Here is a 17,096-nt window from a genome sequence, read left to right on the forward strand (position 1 = left end):
AAGCCTGAAGGGATCGGGTAGCGGTTTCGGCACAGATTTCGAGGGAGTACAGGCGATGATCCCGGTCAAAGGATATGAGGGCGCGAAACTGGCGGTTCTGGGGCTGGGGCGGTCCGGCCTGGCCACCGCCCGCGCGGTGCGGGCAGGCGGCGCGGAGGCGCTGTGCTGGGATGACAACCCGGCAGCGCGGGAGTCGGCTGAGGCCGAAGGGTTCACCTGCCGCGACCTGCACAAGGGCGGCGCCTTTGACGATGTGGTGGCGCTGATCACCTCGCCCGGCATTCCGCATCTGTATCCGAAACCCAATCCGGTGATCCGCGCCGCGATGGAGGCCGGGGTGCCGGTGGACAATGATATCGGCTTGTTCTTCCGTTCCTTTGCCGACGCTGAGTGGCAGATGCACGACCAGCCGCCCCGGGTGGTTGCGGTCACGGGATCGAACGGCAAATCGACCACGGTGGCGCTCTTGCATCACATCCTGCAGGAGGCGGGCCGCGAGAGCCAGCTGGCGGGCAACATCGGCCGCGGTGTGCTGGACATCGACCCGCCGGGCGAGGGCGGCGTGGTGGTCTTGGAGCTGTCGAGCTATCAGACGGAGCTTGCCCGCGCGCTGACCCCGGATGTGGCGGTGTTCACCAACCTGTCGCCCGACCATCTGGACCGGCACGGCGGCATGGGCGGCTATTTCGCCGCCAAGCGCCGCCTGTTCGCCGAGGGCGGCCCGGACCGTGCAGTCATCGGCATCGACGAGGACGAGGGGCTGTTCCTGGCGGGCCAGCTGTCCGAGGGCGCCAGCGACGACCGTGTGATCCGCATTTCCGCGACGCATAAGCTGACCGGGCCGGGCTGGCAGGTCTTTGCAAAGAAGGGCTTCTTGAGCGAGTACCGCAAGGGGCGGCAGGCGGCCTCCATCGACCTGCGCGGGATGATGGGGCTGCCGGGGGCGCACAACCACCAGAACGCCTGCGCAGCCTATGCGGCGGCGCGCACCCTGGGGCTGGCGCCGCGGCTGATCGGCGATGCGATGGCCACCTTCCCCGGCCTGCCGCACCGCAGCCAGACCATCGCTGAGGCAGGCGGCGTGCGCTATGTGAATGACAGCAAGGCGACCAATGTGGACAGTGCGGTCAAAGCCTTGAGTGCCTTCAAGAACATCCGCTGGATCTGCGGCGGGCTGGAAAAGGACGGCGGTCTGGACGCCTTGAAAGGGCGGACTGGCAACGTGGTGAAGGCCTATGTGATCGGCCGCGAGGCGGCGGGTTTTGCCCTGCAGCTGGATGTGGAAGCAGACGTCTGCACCACCATGGCGGCAGCGGTGGAACGGGCGATGGCGGACGCGCAAGACGGCGACACCGTGCTGCTGGCGCCTGCCGCGGCGAGCTTTGACCAGTACGATAACTTCGAGCAGCGCGGCGAGGATTTTACCGCGGAAGTGAAGACGCGGCTGGGGTGAGGAGAGCGGGGAAAGGGGCTTCAGGCTCACCTAAGCGGAAAATCCGCGTCGCACCCGCCTTCACGTGTCCTGTGCCTGTCAAAGCTGCCGCGCGCGGCCAAGGGAAATAGCGGTATCCGCCTGCGGCGGAGCCTCCGCGATTTCCCTTGACCCCGCCCGTCATCCCTGGCCGCCTTTGCCCAAGCGAAGGCGGCTCCGAAGCGGAAAGCTCCGGAAGGTGCGGTGCCTGGCTGTCCGCGGCAGTGGCTGAGCGTCAGTCAGCGGCGGGTATTGCTGTCTCCGCTGACAGGATGCTGAAATAGCCGGGGAGGAGGTCATGCAGCCGCTGGCGGCCTTCTGCGGTGAGAAAGACCTCCTTGGAGCGCCCGTCTGTCCGGCTTGCGGCGAGCTGTATCAGGCTGTCCTGCTCCAGTGCGTGCAATGTCCTGCTGAGCACCGGCTTGGAGATATCTATCCGCTGCGCGATTTCATTCGGCGTCAGCGACTGGCGCTCCGGTTCCCGGTCGATCACGATCAGCACCAGGAACCGCAGCTGCGACAGCCCATGAGCGGCGAAATAGCCGTCGAGCCTGCGGATGAGGAGACTGGCGCGCCGCATCATCACAAGGGCGCCGGTTATCTGCGCAGGGTCCGCGCCGCAGGGAGCGGCGAAGGCTTCGACCATCTGCTGCGACGGGAGCTCCTTGAGGAAGAACACTGGCGGTCAGGCCAGCGGCGTCATTTTGTGGATTTCAACCGGTGCCGCCAGCCAGTCCTCGTATTTGGCGAAGATCGGGGTGATGTAGGGGGCGGCGTAGTGTTCTGCCAGGGCGTCGTCGCTGGCCCATTCCTCGTCCAGGTAGAAACAGCCGCCATCGCGGCCCTCGAGCAGATTGAACTTCAGGCAGCCCGGCTCGGCGCGTGTCTTGGCGAGAATGCTGAGCAGGCTGTCCCGGACCGCGTCCGCATGGTCCGGCTTTGGCGTGATTTTGGCGATCAGCTGAAAGGGGGCGGTCATGGGAAACTCCTTTTAAGTTATCATGGCAACTAAATAGCAGGCAGGCACCTTGGTGTAAAGCCGCGCTCAGCCCTTGGCGGCGATGGCGGTGCCTGCGGCAAAGCCTGATGACCAGGCCCATTGGAAGTTGTAGCCGCCAAGCCAGCCAGTCACGTCCACGGCTTCGCCGATGGCATAGAGGCCGGGGGCGTTTTTGGCTTTCATGGTTTTGGAGGAAAGGCCGTCCGTGCAGATGCCGCCCAGGGTGACTTCGGCAGTGCGGTATCCTTCGGTGCCGGCGGGCAGCAGGCGCCAGTTTTGCAGCGCGTCGCGCAGCGCGGTGAGTGCGGCGTCGGACTGGTCGGCGAGGCGGCCCTTCAGGCCAAGCTGGGGCGTGAGGAACTCCACCAGCTTGCCGGGCAGGTGGCGGGAGAGTTCGGTGGTCAGGTCGCGGCGGCCCTCGGCCTGGCGCTGCTCGCGCAGGAGATCGAAAAGCGGCGTTTCCGGGATCAGGTTCACCGTGATCTCCTCGCCCTCGCGCCAGTAGGAGGAGAGCTGCAGCACCGAGGGCCCCGAGAGGCCGCGGTGGGTGAACAGCAGGGCCTCGTCAAAGGCGGTGCGGTGGTTGCTGAGGCGCGCAGGCAGGGCGGTGCCGGCCAGCGGCTGGAAGCGCCCGTCGGGGAAGGTGAAGGGCACCAGCGCCGGGCGCGTGTCCGTCACCTCCAGCCCGAACTGGCGGGCGAGGTCGTATGCAAGCCCGGTGGCACCCATCTTGGGGATCGACTTGCCGCCGGTGGCCAGCACCAGGTTGCGGCAGGTGACGGTCTGCGGCTGGCCCTCCCGCAGCAGCTGGACGCGGAAGCCTTCTGCAGTTTGTTCGGCGGATTCCACCGCGGTCTGCAGCCACAGGTCCGCGCCTGCCTGCGCCATCTCCTGCGTCAGCATGGCGATGATCTGCTTGGCGGAGCCGTCGCAGAACAGCTGGCCCAGGGTTTTCTCGTGCCAGGCGATGCCGTGGCGGCTGACCAGTTCGATAAAGTCCCACTGGGTATAGCGGGCCAGCGCCGACTTGCAGAAATGCGGATTGGCGGAAAGGTAGTTCTTCGCCTCTGCATACATGTTGGTGAAATTGCAGCGGCCGCCGCCGGAAATGCGGATCTTTTCGCCCGGCGCCTTGGCGTGGTCGATCACCAGGGTGCTGCCGCCCGCGTAGCGCGCGCACATCATGCCAGCTGCGCCGGCGCCGAGAATCAGGGTGTTTATCTGCATGGCGGGCATCGACCACGGAACCGGCGCCGGCGCAAGGGGGAGGGCCGGGCGGCGGGCATTTGCGGATTGCCGCCGGCGTGCGGGCAGCTTCTTGCCTGTCAAGACGGGGGTGCGGCACGGCGGTGGGATTCCGCCGAAGGGCGTTCTTTTTCTGGCGCCATCGCTCACGAATCGTTACAGTTTAGGTGAGACCCCGAAAAATGGGGCGGAGCGAGGCAATTAGTGGCGGTATTCCCATGACTGAGATGGTCTATGGCGCGGTTCCTGTGCGGGCAGGCGAGCCGATCCTTCCGAAATGGTGGCGGACGCTGGATAAATGGACGATGTCCTGCATCCTGATGCTGTTCGTGATCGGCCTGCTCCTGGGGCTTGCCGCCTCGGTGCCGTTGGCGGAGCGGAACGGGTTCGGCAATTTCCACTATGTGCAGCGGCAGGCGGTGTTCGGGCTGACGGCGCTGGCCGCGATGCTGATCACCTCGGTGATGTCGCCGACGCTGGTGCGGCGGCTGGCGGTGGTCGGCTTTGCCGTGGCCTTTGTGGCGCTGGCGTTTCTGCCCATTTTCGGCACCGATTTCGGCAAGGGCGCGGTGCGCTGGTACAGCTTGGGCTTTGCCTCGCTGCAGCCGTCGGAGTTCCTGAAGCCGGGTTTCATCGTCGTTGCGGCCTGGATGATTGCCGCCAGCCAGCAGATCAACGGCCCGCCGGGCACGCTGATGTCCTTTGCGCTGTGCATGATGGTGGTGATGATGCTGGTCCTGCAGCCCGATTTCGGCCAGGCGAGCCTGATCCTGTTCGGCTGGGGGGTGATGTACTTCGTGGCAGGCGCGCCGATGCTGCTCTTGGTCTGCATGGCCGCGGTGGTCGTGCTGGGCGGTATCTTTGCCTATAACAGCTCGGAACACTTTGCCCGCCGCATCGACGGCTTTCTGAACCCCGATGTCGATCCCACAACCCAGCTGGGCTATGCCACCAATGCGATCCGCGAGGGCGGGCTGTTCGGCGTCGGCGTTGGCGAGGGGCAGGTGAAATGGTCGTTGCCGGATGCCCATACCGATTTCATCGTCGCCGTCGCGGCTGAGGAATACGGGCTGGTTCTGGTTGCGGTGCTGATCGTGCTTTACGCCTCCATCGTGGTGCGCTCGCTGTTCCGGCTGATGCGCGAGCGCGATACCTTCATCCGTCTGGCAGGCACGGGCCTCGTGTGCATGTTCGGCGTTCAGGCGATGATCAACATGGGTGTTGCGGTGCGGCTGCTGCCTGCCAAAGGCATGACTTTGCCGTTTGTCAGCTACGGCGGATCCTCGCTGATTGCCACCGGGATCGCAGTGGGTATGCTCCTGGCCTTTACCCGGACGCGCCCGCAGGGCGGGATTGCCGATTACCTGAATGGCCGCGGCCGCTGACGAGATTTGGAAAGAGACCACCTGGGATGGCACATAAGCTGCTTTTGATGGCTGCCGGCGGAACCGGCGGCCATATGTTTCCTGCACAGGCGCTGGCCGAGGCGATGCTGGCGCGCGGCTGGCGGGTGAAGCTGTCAACCGATGCACGCGGGGCGCGCTACACCGCGGCGTTTCCAAGCGCGGTGGAGATTTCCGAGGTCTCCTCGGCCACCTTCGCCCGCGGCGGGCTGCTGGCCAAGGCGCTGGCGGGGCCGAAGATCGCGGCTGGCGTGCTGTCTATGGCAGCGCAGATGCGGCGCGAGCGCCCGGACGCTGTGATTGGTTTTGGCGGCTACCCGTCGATCCCGGCGCTGGGGGCGGCGACGCTGCTTAAGCTGCCGCGGATGGTCCATGAGCAGAACGGCGTGCTGGGCCGGGTGAACCAGATCTTTGCCACCCGCGTCGCGGGCGTGGCCTGCGGCACCTGGCCGACTGCGCTGCCCGAGGGCGTGCCGCATGAACACGTGGGCAACCCGGTGCGCAGCGCGGTGATGGAGCGGGCGGGCGCCGGCTATATCCCGCCGGGGGATTATCCGATGTCGCTGCTAATCATGGGCGGCAGCCAGGGCGCGCGGATCCTGTCCGATGTGGTGCCCGCCGCGGTGGCCGCGCTGCCGGACAACATCCGCCAGCACCTGCGCGTCTCGCATCAGGCGCGGGAAGAAGACCTGGAGCGGGTCAGCGCGTTTTACGCCAGCAATGGCATAAACGCCGACGTGCAGACATTTTTCACTGACGTGCCCGCCCGCATGTCGGAGGCGCAGCTGGTGATCTCGCGTTCGGGGGCGTCTTCGGTCGCGGATATCTCAATCATCGGGCGGCCCTCGATCCTGATCCCCTATGCCGCCGCCGCAGGCGACCACCAAACCGCAAATGCCCGCGGGCTGGTAGGTGCCAATGCTGCCGTTATGATCCCGGAAAGCGCCCTTGATATCCCGGTGCTGGCGGAGCATATGGGCGCGATTCTGAGTAACCCGCAGGCTGCCGCGCAAATGGCGTCTGCTGCACTAAGCGCCGGAGTTCCCGATGCCACCGAACGCCTGGCGGCATTGGTGGAGCAACTGGCCGAGGAAGGATAAACGTTATGAACCCTGCAACCAAACTGCCTGGTGACGTCGGCCCGATCCACTTTGTCGGTATCGGGGGCATCGGCATGTCGGGCATTGCCGAGGTGCTGCTGAACCTGGGCTATATGGTGCAGGGATCGGACCTGAAGGCCTCCAAGATCACGAGCCGGCTGGAAGAGCTGGGCGCGCGGATTTTTGTGGGCCAGCAGGCAAAGAACCTGGAGGAGGCCGCGGTTGTGGTGATCTCCTCCGCGATCAAGCCGGGCAACCCGGAGCTGGACGAGGCCCGCCTGCGCGGCCTGCCGGTGGTGCGCCGCGCCGATATGCTGGCAGAGCTGATGCGGCTGAAATCGAATGTCGCCATTGGCGGCACCCATGGCAAAACTACCACCACCACCATGATGGCAGAGCTGATGGTGGCGGGCGGGTTCGACCCCACCATCGTCAACGGCGGCATCATTCACGCCTATGGCTCCAACGCGCGGATGGGGCAGGGCGAATGGATGGTGGTCGAGGCGGATGAGAGCGACGGCTCCTTCAACCGGCTGCCCGCGACCATCGCCGTGGTGACCAACATCGACCCGGAGCACATGGAGCATTGGGGCGACTTCGACCGCCTGCGCGACGGCTTCCTGGAGTTTGTCTCCAACATTCCGTTCTATGGCATCGCGGTCTGCTGCACCGACCATGCGGAGGTGCAGGCGCTGGTGGGCCGGATCTCCGACCGCCGGGTGGTGACCTATGGCTTCAATGCGCAGGCTGATGTGCGGGCGGTGAACCTGACCTACAAGGCGGGTGTGGCGCATTTCGACGTGGTGCTGCAGGCCGAGGACAGGGTGATCGAGGGCTGCACCCTGCCGATGCCGGGGGACCACAATGTCTCTAACGCCTTGTCCGCCGTGGCAGTGGCGCGGCATCTGGGCATGAACAGCACCGAAATCCGCGAGGCGCTGGCCAATTTCGGCGGGGTGAACCGCCGCTTCACCAAAGTGGGTGAGGTGAATGGCGTTACCATCATCGACGACTACGGCCACCACCCGGTGGAGATCGCCGCGGTGCTGAAGGCGGCGCGCCAGGCCTGCGAGGGCCGGGTCATCGCGGTGCATCAGCCGCACCGCTATTCCCGCCTGTCGAACCTGTTCGACGATTTCTGCGCCTGTTTCAACGAGGCCGACGTGGTGGCGATTGCTGAGGTGTTCTCTGCCGGTGAAGACCCGATCGAGGGCGCCAGCCGCGACGATCTGGTGGCGGGCCTGATCCGCCACGGCCACCGCCACGCCCGTGCCCTGCTGAATGAGGAAGACCTGGAGCGCCTGGTGCGCGAGCAGGCGCGGCCCGGCGACATGGTGGTCTGCCTGGGCGCGGGCACCATCAGCACCTGGGCCAACGGTCTGCCTGCGCGGCTGGAACGCTGAGGAATGCGGCTGCAGCAGGGGGCTCTGCCCCCCGCCGCCTGTGGCGGCTCCCCCCGGGATATTTCCGGCCAGATGAAGCTGGCGGGGTGAGGAGCCGGAGATGACGCTGTCTTTGACGCTGGCCGCTGTCTGGGCGCTGGCCGCCAATATTCTGGGCATGATCCCCAGCCGCGACGGCCATTGGACCCGGGCCTATGTGCTGATTGCGCTGGGGATTCCGCTGCTGGGCTATGTGACCTGGGAGAACGGCCCCTGGTGGGGGCTGGCGGTGCTGCTGGCCGGAATGTCGGTGCTGCGCTGGCCGGTGATTTACCTGGGCCGCTATATCAGGCGCTCGCTGCGGCGCTGACAGGCGGCCCCTTGGCGGTGCGCTTAACGAAATTTTTCCAGTCCGTCAGTATCACTGCCTGAGAAGAACGACTGCCCTTGGAATATTTGTTTCTTTTTGAAGCCGGCATGTGTCTGCCGGCGGTGGAGGCTGTGTATGGCCGTTGTGTTTACAATCTGGCTGGCGTTCGGTGCCGCTTGGCTGATCGGGTTTTATCTTCTTGCCCGCCACCGCTGGCGCCGGCTGGCCATCGGGCTGGTGCTGCTCTGGGCGGCCATTCTGATCTGGCTGGCGGTCAACCGGTTTGAGCAGAATCATGAACACGACGTCCGCCAGGTCGTGTTGTCCCTTTATTTCAATGGCCATCTTGTTTACGGACTATGCGCGTTCATAGGCTGGAAACTGGGGCAGAAAAGACGATGGCGGCGCGTTCTGAAATTATACTTCCGGCGGCTCGCGGGCGGCTGACGCGGCAAAAGCTGCTGGCAGAGCTGACCTGGCTGCGGGTAGGCGGCCCGGCCGACCACCTGTTCCAGCCCGCGGATGTCGAGGATCTGGTGGAATTCCTGCGCCAGCTGGACCCTGCGGTGCAGGTGTTCCCGATGGGGGTGGGCTCCAACCTGATCGTGCGCGACGGGGGCCTGCGCGCGGTGGTGATCCGTCTGGGCCGCGGCTTTAACGGCATCGAAACCGATGGTGACACCGTTACCGCGGGGGCTGCTGCGCTGGATGCGCATGTGGCCAGGAAAGCGGCGGATGCGGGCATCGACCTCACCTTCCTGCGCACCATTCCCGGCTCGATCGGCGGCGCGGTGCGGATGAACGCGGGCTGCTATGGCAGCTATACCGCGGATGTGTTTGTCTCGGCGACCATCGTCACCCGCCAGGGCGAGATCCGCGAGATCACCGCCGAAGAGCTGGGCTTTCAGTACCGGCAGACTGCGTTCCCCGAAGGCGCGGTGCTGGTATCGGCGAAACTGCGCGGCCCCAAGGGCGATCCGGCGGAGCTGCATGCCCGGATGGAAGCGCAGTTGCAGAAGCGGGATGAAACGCAGCCGGTCAAGGACCGCTCGGCCGGGTCCACCTTCCGCAACCCGGCGGGGTTCTCCTCGACCGGGCAGGCGGATGATGTGCATGACCTCAAGGCCTGGAAGGTGATTGACAACGCCGGGATGCGCGGCGCCCGGCGCGGCGGTGCGCAGATGAGCGAGAAGCATTCCAATTTCATGATCAACACCGGTGGCGCAACTGCCGCAGATCTGGAAGGGCTGGGCGAGGACGTGCGGAAAAAGGTTTACGAGAATTCCGGCATCAGGCTAGAGTGGGAAATCATGCGGATTGGTGATCCGCTTCCCGAATAACTTGAAAACCTGAATGCTGACAAAGGCTTCTGTTGCCGCAGCTTAAGGTCACCATATGGTCCCGGCGGGACCCGGGCAGCGGCAATTGTTAAACGTGGTAAAGGCAGTGTTAACACCCCGGTAAGAATTTGGGCGTTAGGGTGCCGAAGAGGCGGCAATGGCATGCCGGATGAAGGGGCTGCAGCCCCGCCAGACACTGGGGTGCGGAGCCCCGCAAGAACCCGCCGGGGGAACCCCGGCACCAAGGCATAAGGCGGGCCCGTTCAGGGCTCCAAGAACCAGGGGCAGAAAAGCCCCGCATATTGAGGCGCTTCGAGGTGAGTAAGTCGAGCAGGGCACTCCCGAAAGTCGCGGTGCTGATGGGCGGACCGTCAGCCGAACGCGAGGTATCGCTGTCCAGCGGCCGTGAATGCGCGGCCGCTTTGCGCGGTGAGGGGTTCGAGGTTGTTGAGGTGGATGCAGGCCGGGACCTGCACGCGCGCCTGGCAGAGGCAAAGCCGGATGTGGTGTTCAACGCGCTGCACGGGCGCTGGGGCGAGGACGGCTGCGTCCAGGGCCTGCTGGAGTGGCTGGGCCTGCCCTATACTCATTCCGGGGTGCTGGCCTCGGCGCTGGCAATGGACAAGCAGCGCTCCAAGGAGGTCTACCGCGCCGCCGGGCTGCCGGTGGTCGACAGCGGGCTATTTGCAAAAGAGGACGTCACGGCCGGCCACGTGATGGCGCCGCCCTATGTGGTGAAGCCCAACAACGAGGGTTCCAGCGTCGGCATCTATATCGTGCATGAGGCCGCAAACGGCCCGCCGCAGCTGTCGCAGGAGATGCCGCAGCAGGTGATGGTCGAGACCTATGCGCCCGGACGCGAGCTGACCACTACGGTGATCGGGGACCGGGCGCTGACGGTGACCGATATCCTGACCGACGGCTGGTATGATTACGACGCCAAGTACAAGCCCGGCGGATCGCGCCATGTGCTGCCTGCGGACCTGCCGCGGGAAATCCATGACCTGTGCCTGGAATACGCGCTGAAGGCGCATGAGGCTTTGGGCTGCCGCGGTGTCAGCCGCACCGATTTCCGCTGGGACGAGGCGCGCGGCGCCAGCGGCCTGGTGCTTTTGGAGACCAACACCCAGCCCGGCATGACGCCGACTTCGCTGGTGCCGGAGCAGGCGGCCCATTGCGGCATGACCTTCGGCCAGCTTTGCGCCTGGATGGTGGAGGATGCCTCATGCAATCGCTGAAGGGGTGGTTCCGCAAGCCGGAAGAAGGGCGGGCGGACCCGGCGCCGTCGCGGCTGAAGTACCGGCTGCAGCGCTGGATGCTGACGCCGGGCATCCGTTTCGGCCTGCGGTTCGGGGTGCCGCTCTGTCTGATCCTGGCGGCCGGCAGCGCCTATCTGGCGGATGAGGGCCGCCGCGGCGCGCTGCAGGGGCTGATCAATGATGCCCGCGCCGCGATCCAGGAACGGCCTGAGTTCATGGTCAAGGTGATGGCGGTGGACGGGGCGGGCACCAGCGTGGCCCAGGACATCCGCGAGGTGGTGCCGCTGGATTTCCCCGTCAGCTCCTTTGATCTGGACCTGGAGCAGATCCGTGATGTGATCACCGGGCTGGACCCGGTGAAATCCGCGAGTGTCAGGATCCGCCCGGGCGGCATCCTGCAGGTGGACGTCGAGGAGCGCGAACCGGCGCTGATCTGGCGCAGCCGCGAGGGGCTGGCGCTGCTGGACGAAAACGGCATTCACGTGGCCGAGCTGGGCCGCCGCAGTCTGCACCCCGACCTGCCGCTGATCGCGGGCAGGGGCGCAGCCAAGCACGCGGCGCAGGCGCTGCGGCTGTTTGCGGCGGCGAAACCGCTGGGTCCCCGGCTGCGCGGCCTGGTGCGCGTGGGGGAGCGCCGCTGGGACGTGGTGCTGGACCGCAAGCAGCGCATCATGCTGCCGGCGGACGATCCGGTGCGCGCCTTGGAGCGGGTGCTGGCGGTGAGTGAAGTACAGGATTTGCTGGAACGCGATGTTGCGGCGGTGGATATGCGCCTGGCTGGGCGCCCGACCGTGCGGATGACCGAAAACTCAGTGGAAAACTGGTGGCGGATCCGGCAGTTGAATGGGGGCGGGCAGTAACATGACAGATCTCTATCAGTCGCAGCGGGCAATGCGGCAGATGCGGCGTCAGGCGATGCAGCGCGGCGTGGTGGCCATTCTGGATGTGGGCAGCTCCAAGATCGCCTGCCTGGTGCTGCGCTTTGACGGCACCGGCCGCCTGAGCGAGGACGGCTCCATCGGGGCGCTGGCCGGGCAGTCGGGTTTCCGGGTGATCGGCGCTGCCACCACCCGGTCGCGCGGGGTACAGTTCGGCGAAATTACCGCGATGCAGGAAACCGAGCGCGCGATCCGCACCGCGGTGCAGGCGGCGCAGAAGATGGCCGAGGTGCGGGTCGATCACGTGATTGCCTGTTTCTCTGGTGCTAATCCGCGCTCTTACGGGCTGGATGCGGCCCTGGACCTTGCGGGCCAGGTTGTGTCGGAGAATGAGGTCGCCCAGGTGCTGGCCGCCTGCGAGGTGCCGGAATACGGCGCGGGCCGCGAGGTGCTGCATGCCCAGCCAGTGAACTTTGCGCTCGACAACCGCTCTGGCCTGGCCGATCCGCGCGGCCAGATGGGGCAGACCCTGGCCGTCGACATGCACATGCTGACGGTGGACGCCATCGCCGTGCAGAACCTGGTGCGCTGCATCCAGCGCTGCGATCTGGAGCTGGCGGGGATCGCCTCCTCGGCCTATGTTTCCGGCTTTTCGGCGCTGGTTGAGGATGAGCAGGAGCTGGGCGCGGCCTGCATCGACATGGGCGGCGGCTCCACCTCAATCTCGATCTTCATGAAGAAGCACATGATCTATGCCGACGCGGTGCGGCTGGGCGGCGATCACATCACCAGCGACATTTCGATGGGGCTGGGGGTGCCGCTGTCCAATGCAGAGCGGATCAAGACCTTCTGCGGCGGCGTCCATGCCACCGGTGCCGACGACCGCGACATGATCGACATCGGCGGTGATACCGGTGATTGGGAGCACGACCGCCGCACCGTCAGCCGGGCTGAGCTGATCGGCATCATGCGGCCCAGGGTCGAGGAGATCCTGGAGGAGGTGCGGGCGCGGCTGGATGCGGCCGGGTTCGAATACCTGTCCAGCCAGCAGATCGTGCTGACCGGCGGCTCCAGCCAGATCATGGGGCTGGACGGTCTGGCGAGCCGGATCCTGGGCCAGCAGGTGCGCCTGGGCCGCCCGCTGCGGGTGCACGGCCTGCCGCAATCGGCGACCGGGCCGGGCTTTGCCTCGGCCGTGGGGCTGTGCCTGTTTGCGGCCCATCCGCAGGATGAATGGTGGGATTTCGACATGCCCGCCAGCCGCCATCCGGCGGGCACCCTGGGCCGCGCCGTGCGCTGGTTCCGCGACAACTGGTAAGCCGGAAATTCATTCAACCTGGAAGGTCAAAGAGGGCGTGACAGCGCCGGCAGGACCCGTTAGGTTGTTCTTAACGTCCGCGAAAAGCGGCGAGTCAGCAGGCCGGGCAGTGGCCAGCCACGTATCATGGAAACGTCCTCCGCAAGTTGGGATTTTGCGGATGGCTTCTGTGTGTTGTGTTTGGCTTGTGCTCTTTCCGCAATATCTGCTAGGGACGGCGAAATACCGCGGTTTTGACCTCAGAATGAGGCCGTATTTTGTGGCACATTGTGCTTTTTGGGATGACGAAACATCCCCTGCGCGGTAAGATTATGGTGAATAGGACAGGAATACGCCCTTTGCGGGAAGGGCAGGTAACACAGGCGGTATGAGCATGACGTTGAACCTTTCAATGCCCGGGAATGAAGAGTTGAAGCCGAAGATCACCGTGTTCGGTGTCGGCGGCGCCGGCGGCAATGCCGTCAACAACATGATCGCCAAGGAACTGGATGGCGTCGAATTCGTCGTGGCCAACACCGACGCGCAGGCGCTGCAGCAAAGCGCTGCCAAGAGCCGCGTCCAGCTGGGCATCAAGGTCACCGAAGGCCTGGGCGCAGGCGCCCGCCCGCAAGTCGGCTCTGCCGCGGCTGAGGAAAGCATCGAGCAGATCGTCGACCACCTGGCGGGCGCGCATATGTGCTTTATCACCGCAGGCATGGGCGGCGGCACCGGCACCGGCGCCGCGCCGATCATCGCGCAGGCCGCGCGGGAACTGGGTGTGCTGACCGTTGGTGTCGTCACAAAGCCGTTCCAGTTTGAAGGCCTGAAGCGGATGCGCCAGGCTGAAGCGGGTGTCGAAAGCCTGCAGAAGGTGGTCGACACCCTGATCATCATCCCGAACCAGAACCTGTTCCGCCTTGCCAATGAGAAGACCACCTTCACCGAGGCGTTCTCGATGGCGGATGACGTGCTGTACCAGGGCGTCAAAGGCGTGACCGACCTGATGGTCCGCCCCGGCCTGATCAACCTCGACTTTGCCGACGTCCGTGCAGTGATGGATGAGATGGGCAAGGCGATGATGGGCACCGGCGAGGGCGAGGGCGAGGATCGCGCGGTCCAGGCCGCCGAAAAGGCGATTGCCAACCCGCTGCTGGACGAAATCAGCCTGCGCGGCGCCAAGGGCGTGCTGATCAACATCACCGGCAGCCATGACCTGACCCTGTTTGAACTGGACGAGGCCGCCAACCGCATCCGCGAGGAAGTGGACCCGGATGCGAACATCATCGTCGGCTCCACCCTGGACACCGGCATGGAAGGCAAGATGCGCGTGTCCGTCGTGGCCACCGGCATCGACGCAACCGACGTGAACACCGACATGCCGGTGCCGCGCCGCCCGATGTCTGCACCGCTGCGCCAGACCGTCAGCGTCGAGGAGAGCCGCGCCGCACCGCTGGAGCTGGAAACCCCGGTCGAGCAGCCGAAACCGGCTGAGGCCGCTCCGGCCCCGGTGCCGGAGGCCGCGGAAGCCGCCGCAGCGCTGGAAGAGCCGTCGCTTTTCGAAGAGCTGAACGTGCAGCAGGCAGCCGAGCAGGAGCAGTCCGGTGACGTGTTCGAAGAGCCGGAGCGGATGGGCGATGATGGCCTGCCGCCGCCGGCCTACCGCCCGCAGGTGCCGGAATTCCGTCCGCAAGCGGATGCGGCCGGCCAGCAGCCCGACGCCTTTGTCGCGCCCAAGGCGCCCGCGCCGGGCACCCCGTCGCCGCAGGCGCTGGAGCGTTTGCAGGCGGCTGCCCAGCGGGTTCAGCAACCGCAAGCCCAGCAGCCGCGCCCGGTGGCGCCCGCTGCGCCGACACCGCAGCAGCAGCCGCAACAGCAACAGCAACAGCAGCCTGAGGGCCAGCGCCGCTTTGGCCTGAATTCGCTGATCCACCGGATGACCGGAACAGCCGAAGCCCCGGCCGCCAAACAGCAGCCGCAGGCGGTGCGCCAGCAGCCCGCAATGCAGGCCCAGGCCCCTTCGGCGCAGCCGCAGCAGGCACAGGCGCAGCAGCCCGATCCCGACCAGGAACGCATCGAAATCCCCGCGTTCCTGCGCCGCCAGGCAAACTGACGCATCACTTATCACGCTGAGGAAAGCCGCCTTTGGGCGGCTTTTCTTGTTTTATTTGAGGGTGTTGCCTGGTTCTAAGCGATGTTTTGCCTATCTGTTACAGCCATGTTTCAAACCGTTACAAAGATTGAGTTGTAGGATTTTTTCCAAAACCTTAACTCTCTTCGCAACACGGCCCGAGAGGCCGGACATGGTGAAAAGAGGCACAACGTGCAGAATACGCTCAAGGCATCGGTGGCATTTGAAGGGGTCGGCCTGCATTCCGGCAAGCCCGCCCGCATGACCCTGAACCCGGCTCAGGCGGGGCATGGGATCGTGTTCAAGCGCACCGATATCGCATTGGGCAACACCGTGGTTCCGGCGCGCTGGGACCTGGTGGAGCGCAGCCCGCTCTGCACCCGGCTGGTCAATACCTCCGGTGTCAGCGTCTCTACCGTTGAGCACATCATGGCAGCACTGGCAGGCTGCGGCGTGCACAACGCGCTGATCGAAATCGACGGTCCGGAAGTGCCGATCGTCGATGGCTCCTCGGCGCCGTTTGTGCGCGGCATCATGCATTACGGCGTGCAGCGCCTGGGCGTGCCGGCCACTGCCTATCAGGTGCTGAAGCCGGTGACGGTCGAGAAGGATGGCGCCCGCGCCACTCTGCTGCCGTCGGACCGTCTGACCATCGAATTCCACATCGACTTTGCCGAGGCCGCCATCGGCCGCCAGAGCAAGGTTCTGGACATGCGCAACGGCAGCTTTGCGCGTGAACTGTGCGACAGCCGCACCTTCTGCCGCCAGGCGGATGTCGAAGCCATGCAGGCCAATGGCCTCGCCCTGGGCGGTGTCCCGGGCGAAAACGCGGTTGTGTTTGACGGGGACCGTGTCGAGAGCGGCGCCGGCCTGCGCCACTCGGATGAGCCTGTACGCCACAAGATGCTGGATGCCCTGGGCGATCTGGCACTGGCCGGGGGGCCGATCTTGGGGCGCTACGTTGGGGAGCGCGCGGGGCACGCGCTGACCAACACTTTGCTGCGCGCCTTGTTTGCGGAGCCCGGCGCGGTTCGGGCCGTCGCCTGTGATGCGGCGATGACCGCACGGCTTCCGGGGCAGGGGCTGATCTGGTCGGAAATCCCGTCTGAACAGCGCCGCGTGGCGTAAGGCAGAAAACCAGGAACGAGCGGACAACTGGCCCGGGACCCCCTTGTCCCGGGTCTTTTCCTGCGGCCGGCAGGGCGGCGCGGAGGCTGGCCGTCCCTTGCAGTCTTGACCGCAGGCCGCTTTCTCTGCCAAGTGAGCGCGGAAGTGGCGAAAGGCATTTTGCGCGCCATTCGAATATGCTAGAGACGGCATAACCGGGGCGGACACCCGTAAGTCAATGACGGTGAGGTTAGGCACAATGAACGGCATCAGGGCAGGAGCCAGAACCCTCGGCGCGGTCGTTCTGATGGCGGCGCTTGCGGGCTGCGGCGGGGACGGCGGTGCAGTCAAGCGCGGCGAGTCGGTTGAGGCCTATGCGCCCGATCAGATTTATGAGCGCGGCGAGTTTGAGCTGGCCAACCGGCGGCCCAAGGATGCGGTATATTACTTTGCCGAGATTGAACGCCTGTACCCCTATTCCGAATGGGCGAAACAGGCGGTGATCATGCAGGCCTTTGCCTATCACTCCACCCGGGATTACGAGAACAGCCGCGCCGCCGCGCAGCGCTTCATCGACTTTTACCCGGCGGATGAAGATGCGGCTTACGCCCAGTATCTGCTGGCGCTCAGCTATTACGACCAGATCGACGAAGTGGGGCGCGACCAGGGGCTGACCTTCCAGGCGCTGCAGGCGCTGCGCACGGTGATCGAGGTCTACCCGGACAGCCAGTACGCCACCTCGGCGATCCTGAAATTCGACCTGGCCTTTGACCATCTGGCGGGCAAGGAGATGGAGATCGGCCGCTACTACCTGCGCCGCGGCCATTACACCTCTGCGATCAACCGCTTCCGGGTGGTGGTGGAGGACTTCCAGACCACCAGCCACACGCCTGAGGCTCTGCATCGGCTGGTCGAGGCGTATCTGTCGCTGGGCCTGACCAGTGAGGCGCAGACTGCGGCGGCTATTCTGGGCCACAACTTCCAGTCCTCTGAATGGTATGAGGACAGCTACAGGCTGCTGACGGCAAGCGGGCTCAAGCCCAAGGACCGCGGCAACAACTGGCTGAGCCAGATCTACCGGCAAACGGTGAAAGGGCAGTGGCTGTAACGGCCGCT

At 65.5% G+C, this 17,096-nt stretch carries 16 protein-coding genes; 13 read left to right on the forward strand and 3 right to left on the reverse strand.

Translation table 11 applies throughout. The features are described from left to right. The first annotated feature begins 55 nt into the window (after positions 1–55). Positions 56–1,453 carry a UDP-N-acetylmuramoyl-L-alanine--D-glutamate ligase gene (murD, locus tag CAER_RS0119860; RefSeq protein ID WP_027237007.1) on the forward strand — a complete coding sequence of 466 codons (1,398 nt, stop codon included), beginning with the start codon at positions 56–58 and terminating at the stop codon, positions 1,451–1,453. A gap of 253 nt (positions 1,454–1,706) precedes the next feature. Here the strand turns inward: murD and CAER_RS0119865 are convergent, their stop codons facing one another. The 3 genes from CAER_RS0119865 to CAER_RS0119875 form a co-directional block, all read right to left on the reverse strand. After that, the gene (locus tag CAER_RS0119865; RefSeq protein ID WP_027237008.1) at positions 1,707–2,150 is read right to left on the reverse strand and encodes a MarR family winged helix-turn-helix transcriptional regulator; all 444 of its coding nucleotides are present in this window, start codon (positions 2,148–2,150) and stop codon (positions 1,707–1,709) included. Positions 2,151–2,156: 6 nt separating this feature from the next. Beyond that, on the reverse strand, positions 2,157–2,450 hold the full coding sequence (locus tag CAER_RS0119870; protein ID WP_027237009.1) for a putative quinol monooxygenase: 294 nt from the start codon (positions 2,448–2,450) through the stop codon (positions 2,157–2,159). A 66-nt stretch (positions 2,451–2,516) separates the two neighbouring features. Beyond that, positions 2,517–3,698 (reverse strand): BaiN/RdsA family NAD(P)/FAD-dependent oxidoreductase, encoded by a 1,182-nt coding sequence (locus CAER_RS0119875; protein ID WP_027237010.1) that lies wholly within the window; start codon positions 3,696–3,698, stop codon positions 2,517–2,519. A 236-nt stretch (positions 3,699–3,934) separates the two neighbouring features. On the opposite strand from CAER_RS0119875, the gene ftsW reads away from it, so the two are divergent. From ftsW to CAER_RS0119935, 12 genes are all read left to right on the forward strand, one after another. Further along, on the forward strand, positions 3,935–5,101 hold the full coding sequence (ftsW, locus tag CAER_RS0119880) for a putative lipid II flippase FtsW (RefSeq protein WP_027237011.1): 1,167 nt from the start codon (positions 3,935–3,937) through the stop codon (positions 5,099–5,101). Between the two features lie 26 nt (positions 5,102–5,127). Continuing rightward, on the forward strand, positions 5,128–6,219 hold the full coding sequence (locus CAER_RS0119885; RefSeq protein WP_027237012.1) for a UDP-N-acetylglucosamine--N-acetylmuramyl-(pentapeptide) pyrophosphoryl-undecaprenol N-acetylglucosamine transferase: 1,092 nt from the start codon (positions 5,128–5,130) through the stop codon (positions 6,217–6,219). A gap of 5 nt (positions 6,220–6,224) precedes the next feature. After that, entirely contained in the window at positions 6,225–7,622 is a 1,398-nt protein-coding gene (murC, locus tag CAER_RS0119890) for a UDP-N-acetylmuramate--L-alanine ligase (protein WP_027237013.1), read from the forward strand. 100 nt (positions 7,623–7,722) lie between these two features. Beyond that, positions 7,723–7,971, forward strand: coding sequence for a DUF2484 family protein (locus CAER_RS0119895; RefSeq protein ID WP_027237014.1), 249 nt, complete (start codon positions 7,723–7,725; stop codon positions 7,969–7,971). Positions 7,972–8,106: 135 nt separating this feature from the next. Then, positions 8,107–8,418, forward strand: coding sequence for a hypothetical protein (locus CAER_RS0119900; RefSeq protein WP_027237015.1), 312 nt, complete (start codon positions 8,107–8,109; stop codon positions 8,416–8,418). Further along, positions 8,370–9,311 carry a UDP-N-acetylmuramate dehydrogenase gene (gene murB, locus CAER_RS0119905; protein WP_036797470.1) on the forward strand — a complete coding sequence of 314 codons (942 nt, stop codon included), beginning with the start codon at positions 8,370–8,372 and terminating at the stop codon, positions 9,309–9,311. The genes CAER_RS0119900 and murB overlap by 49 nt, the downstream gene beginning before the upstream one ends. A gap of 359 nt (positions 9,312–9,670) precedes the next feature. Next, positions 9,671–10,549 carry a D-alanine--D-alanine ligase gene (locus CAER_RS0119910; protein ID WP_245597420.1) on the forward strand — a complete coding sequence of 293 codons (879 nt, stop codon included), beginning with the start codon at positions 9,671–9,673 and terminating at the stop codon, positions 10,547–10,549. Then, complete coding sequence (locus tag CAER_RS0119915) at positions 10,537–11,430, forward strand: cell division protein FtsQ/DivIB (RefSeq protein WP_027237018.1); 894 nt, start codon at positions 10,537–10,539, stop codon at positions 11,428–11,430. Before CAER_RS0119910 ends, CAER_RS0119915 begins: the two co-directional genes overlap by 13 nt. Position 11,431: 1 nt before the next feature. Then, complete coding sequence (gene ftsA, locus CAER_RS0119920; protein WP_027237019.1) at positions 11,432–12,766, forward strand: cell division protein FtsA; 1,335 nt, start codon at positions 11,432–11,434, stop codon at positions 12,764–12,766. Positions 12,767–13,139: 373 nt separating this feature from the next. Beyond that, positions 13,140–14,855 (forward strand): cell division protein FtsZ, encoded by a 1,716-nt coding sequence (gene ftsZ / locus CAER_RS0119925; RefSeq protein ID WP_027237020.1) that lies wholly within the window; start codon positions 13,140–13,142, stop codon positions 14,853–14,855. 210 nt (positions 14,856–15,065) lie between these two features. Next, positions 15,066–16,001 (forward strand): UDP-3-O-acyl-N-acetylglucosamine deacetylase, encoded by a 936-nt coding sequence (gene lpxC / locus CAER_RS0119930; protein ID WP_027237021.1) that lies wholly within the window; start codon positions 15,066–15,068, stop codon positions 15,999–16,001. Positions 16,002–16,239: 238 nt separating this feature from the next. Beyond that, complete coding sequence (locus CAER_RS0119935) at positions 16,240–17,088, forward strand: outer membrane protein assembly factor BamD (RefSeq protein WP_027237022.1); 849 nt, start codon at positions 16,240–16,242, stop codon at positions 17,086–17,088. Positions 17,089–17,096 lie beyond the last annotated feature (8 nt).

The sequence above is a fragment of the Leisingera caerulea DSM 24564 genome (assembly GCF_000473325.1).
Lineage (GTDB): Bacteria > Pseudomonadota > Alphaproteobacteria > Rhodobacterales > Rhodobacteraceae > Leisingera > Leisingera caerulea.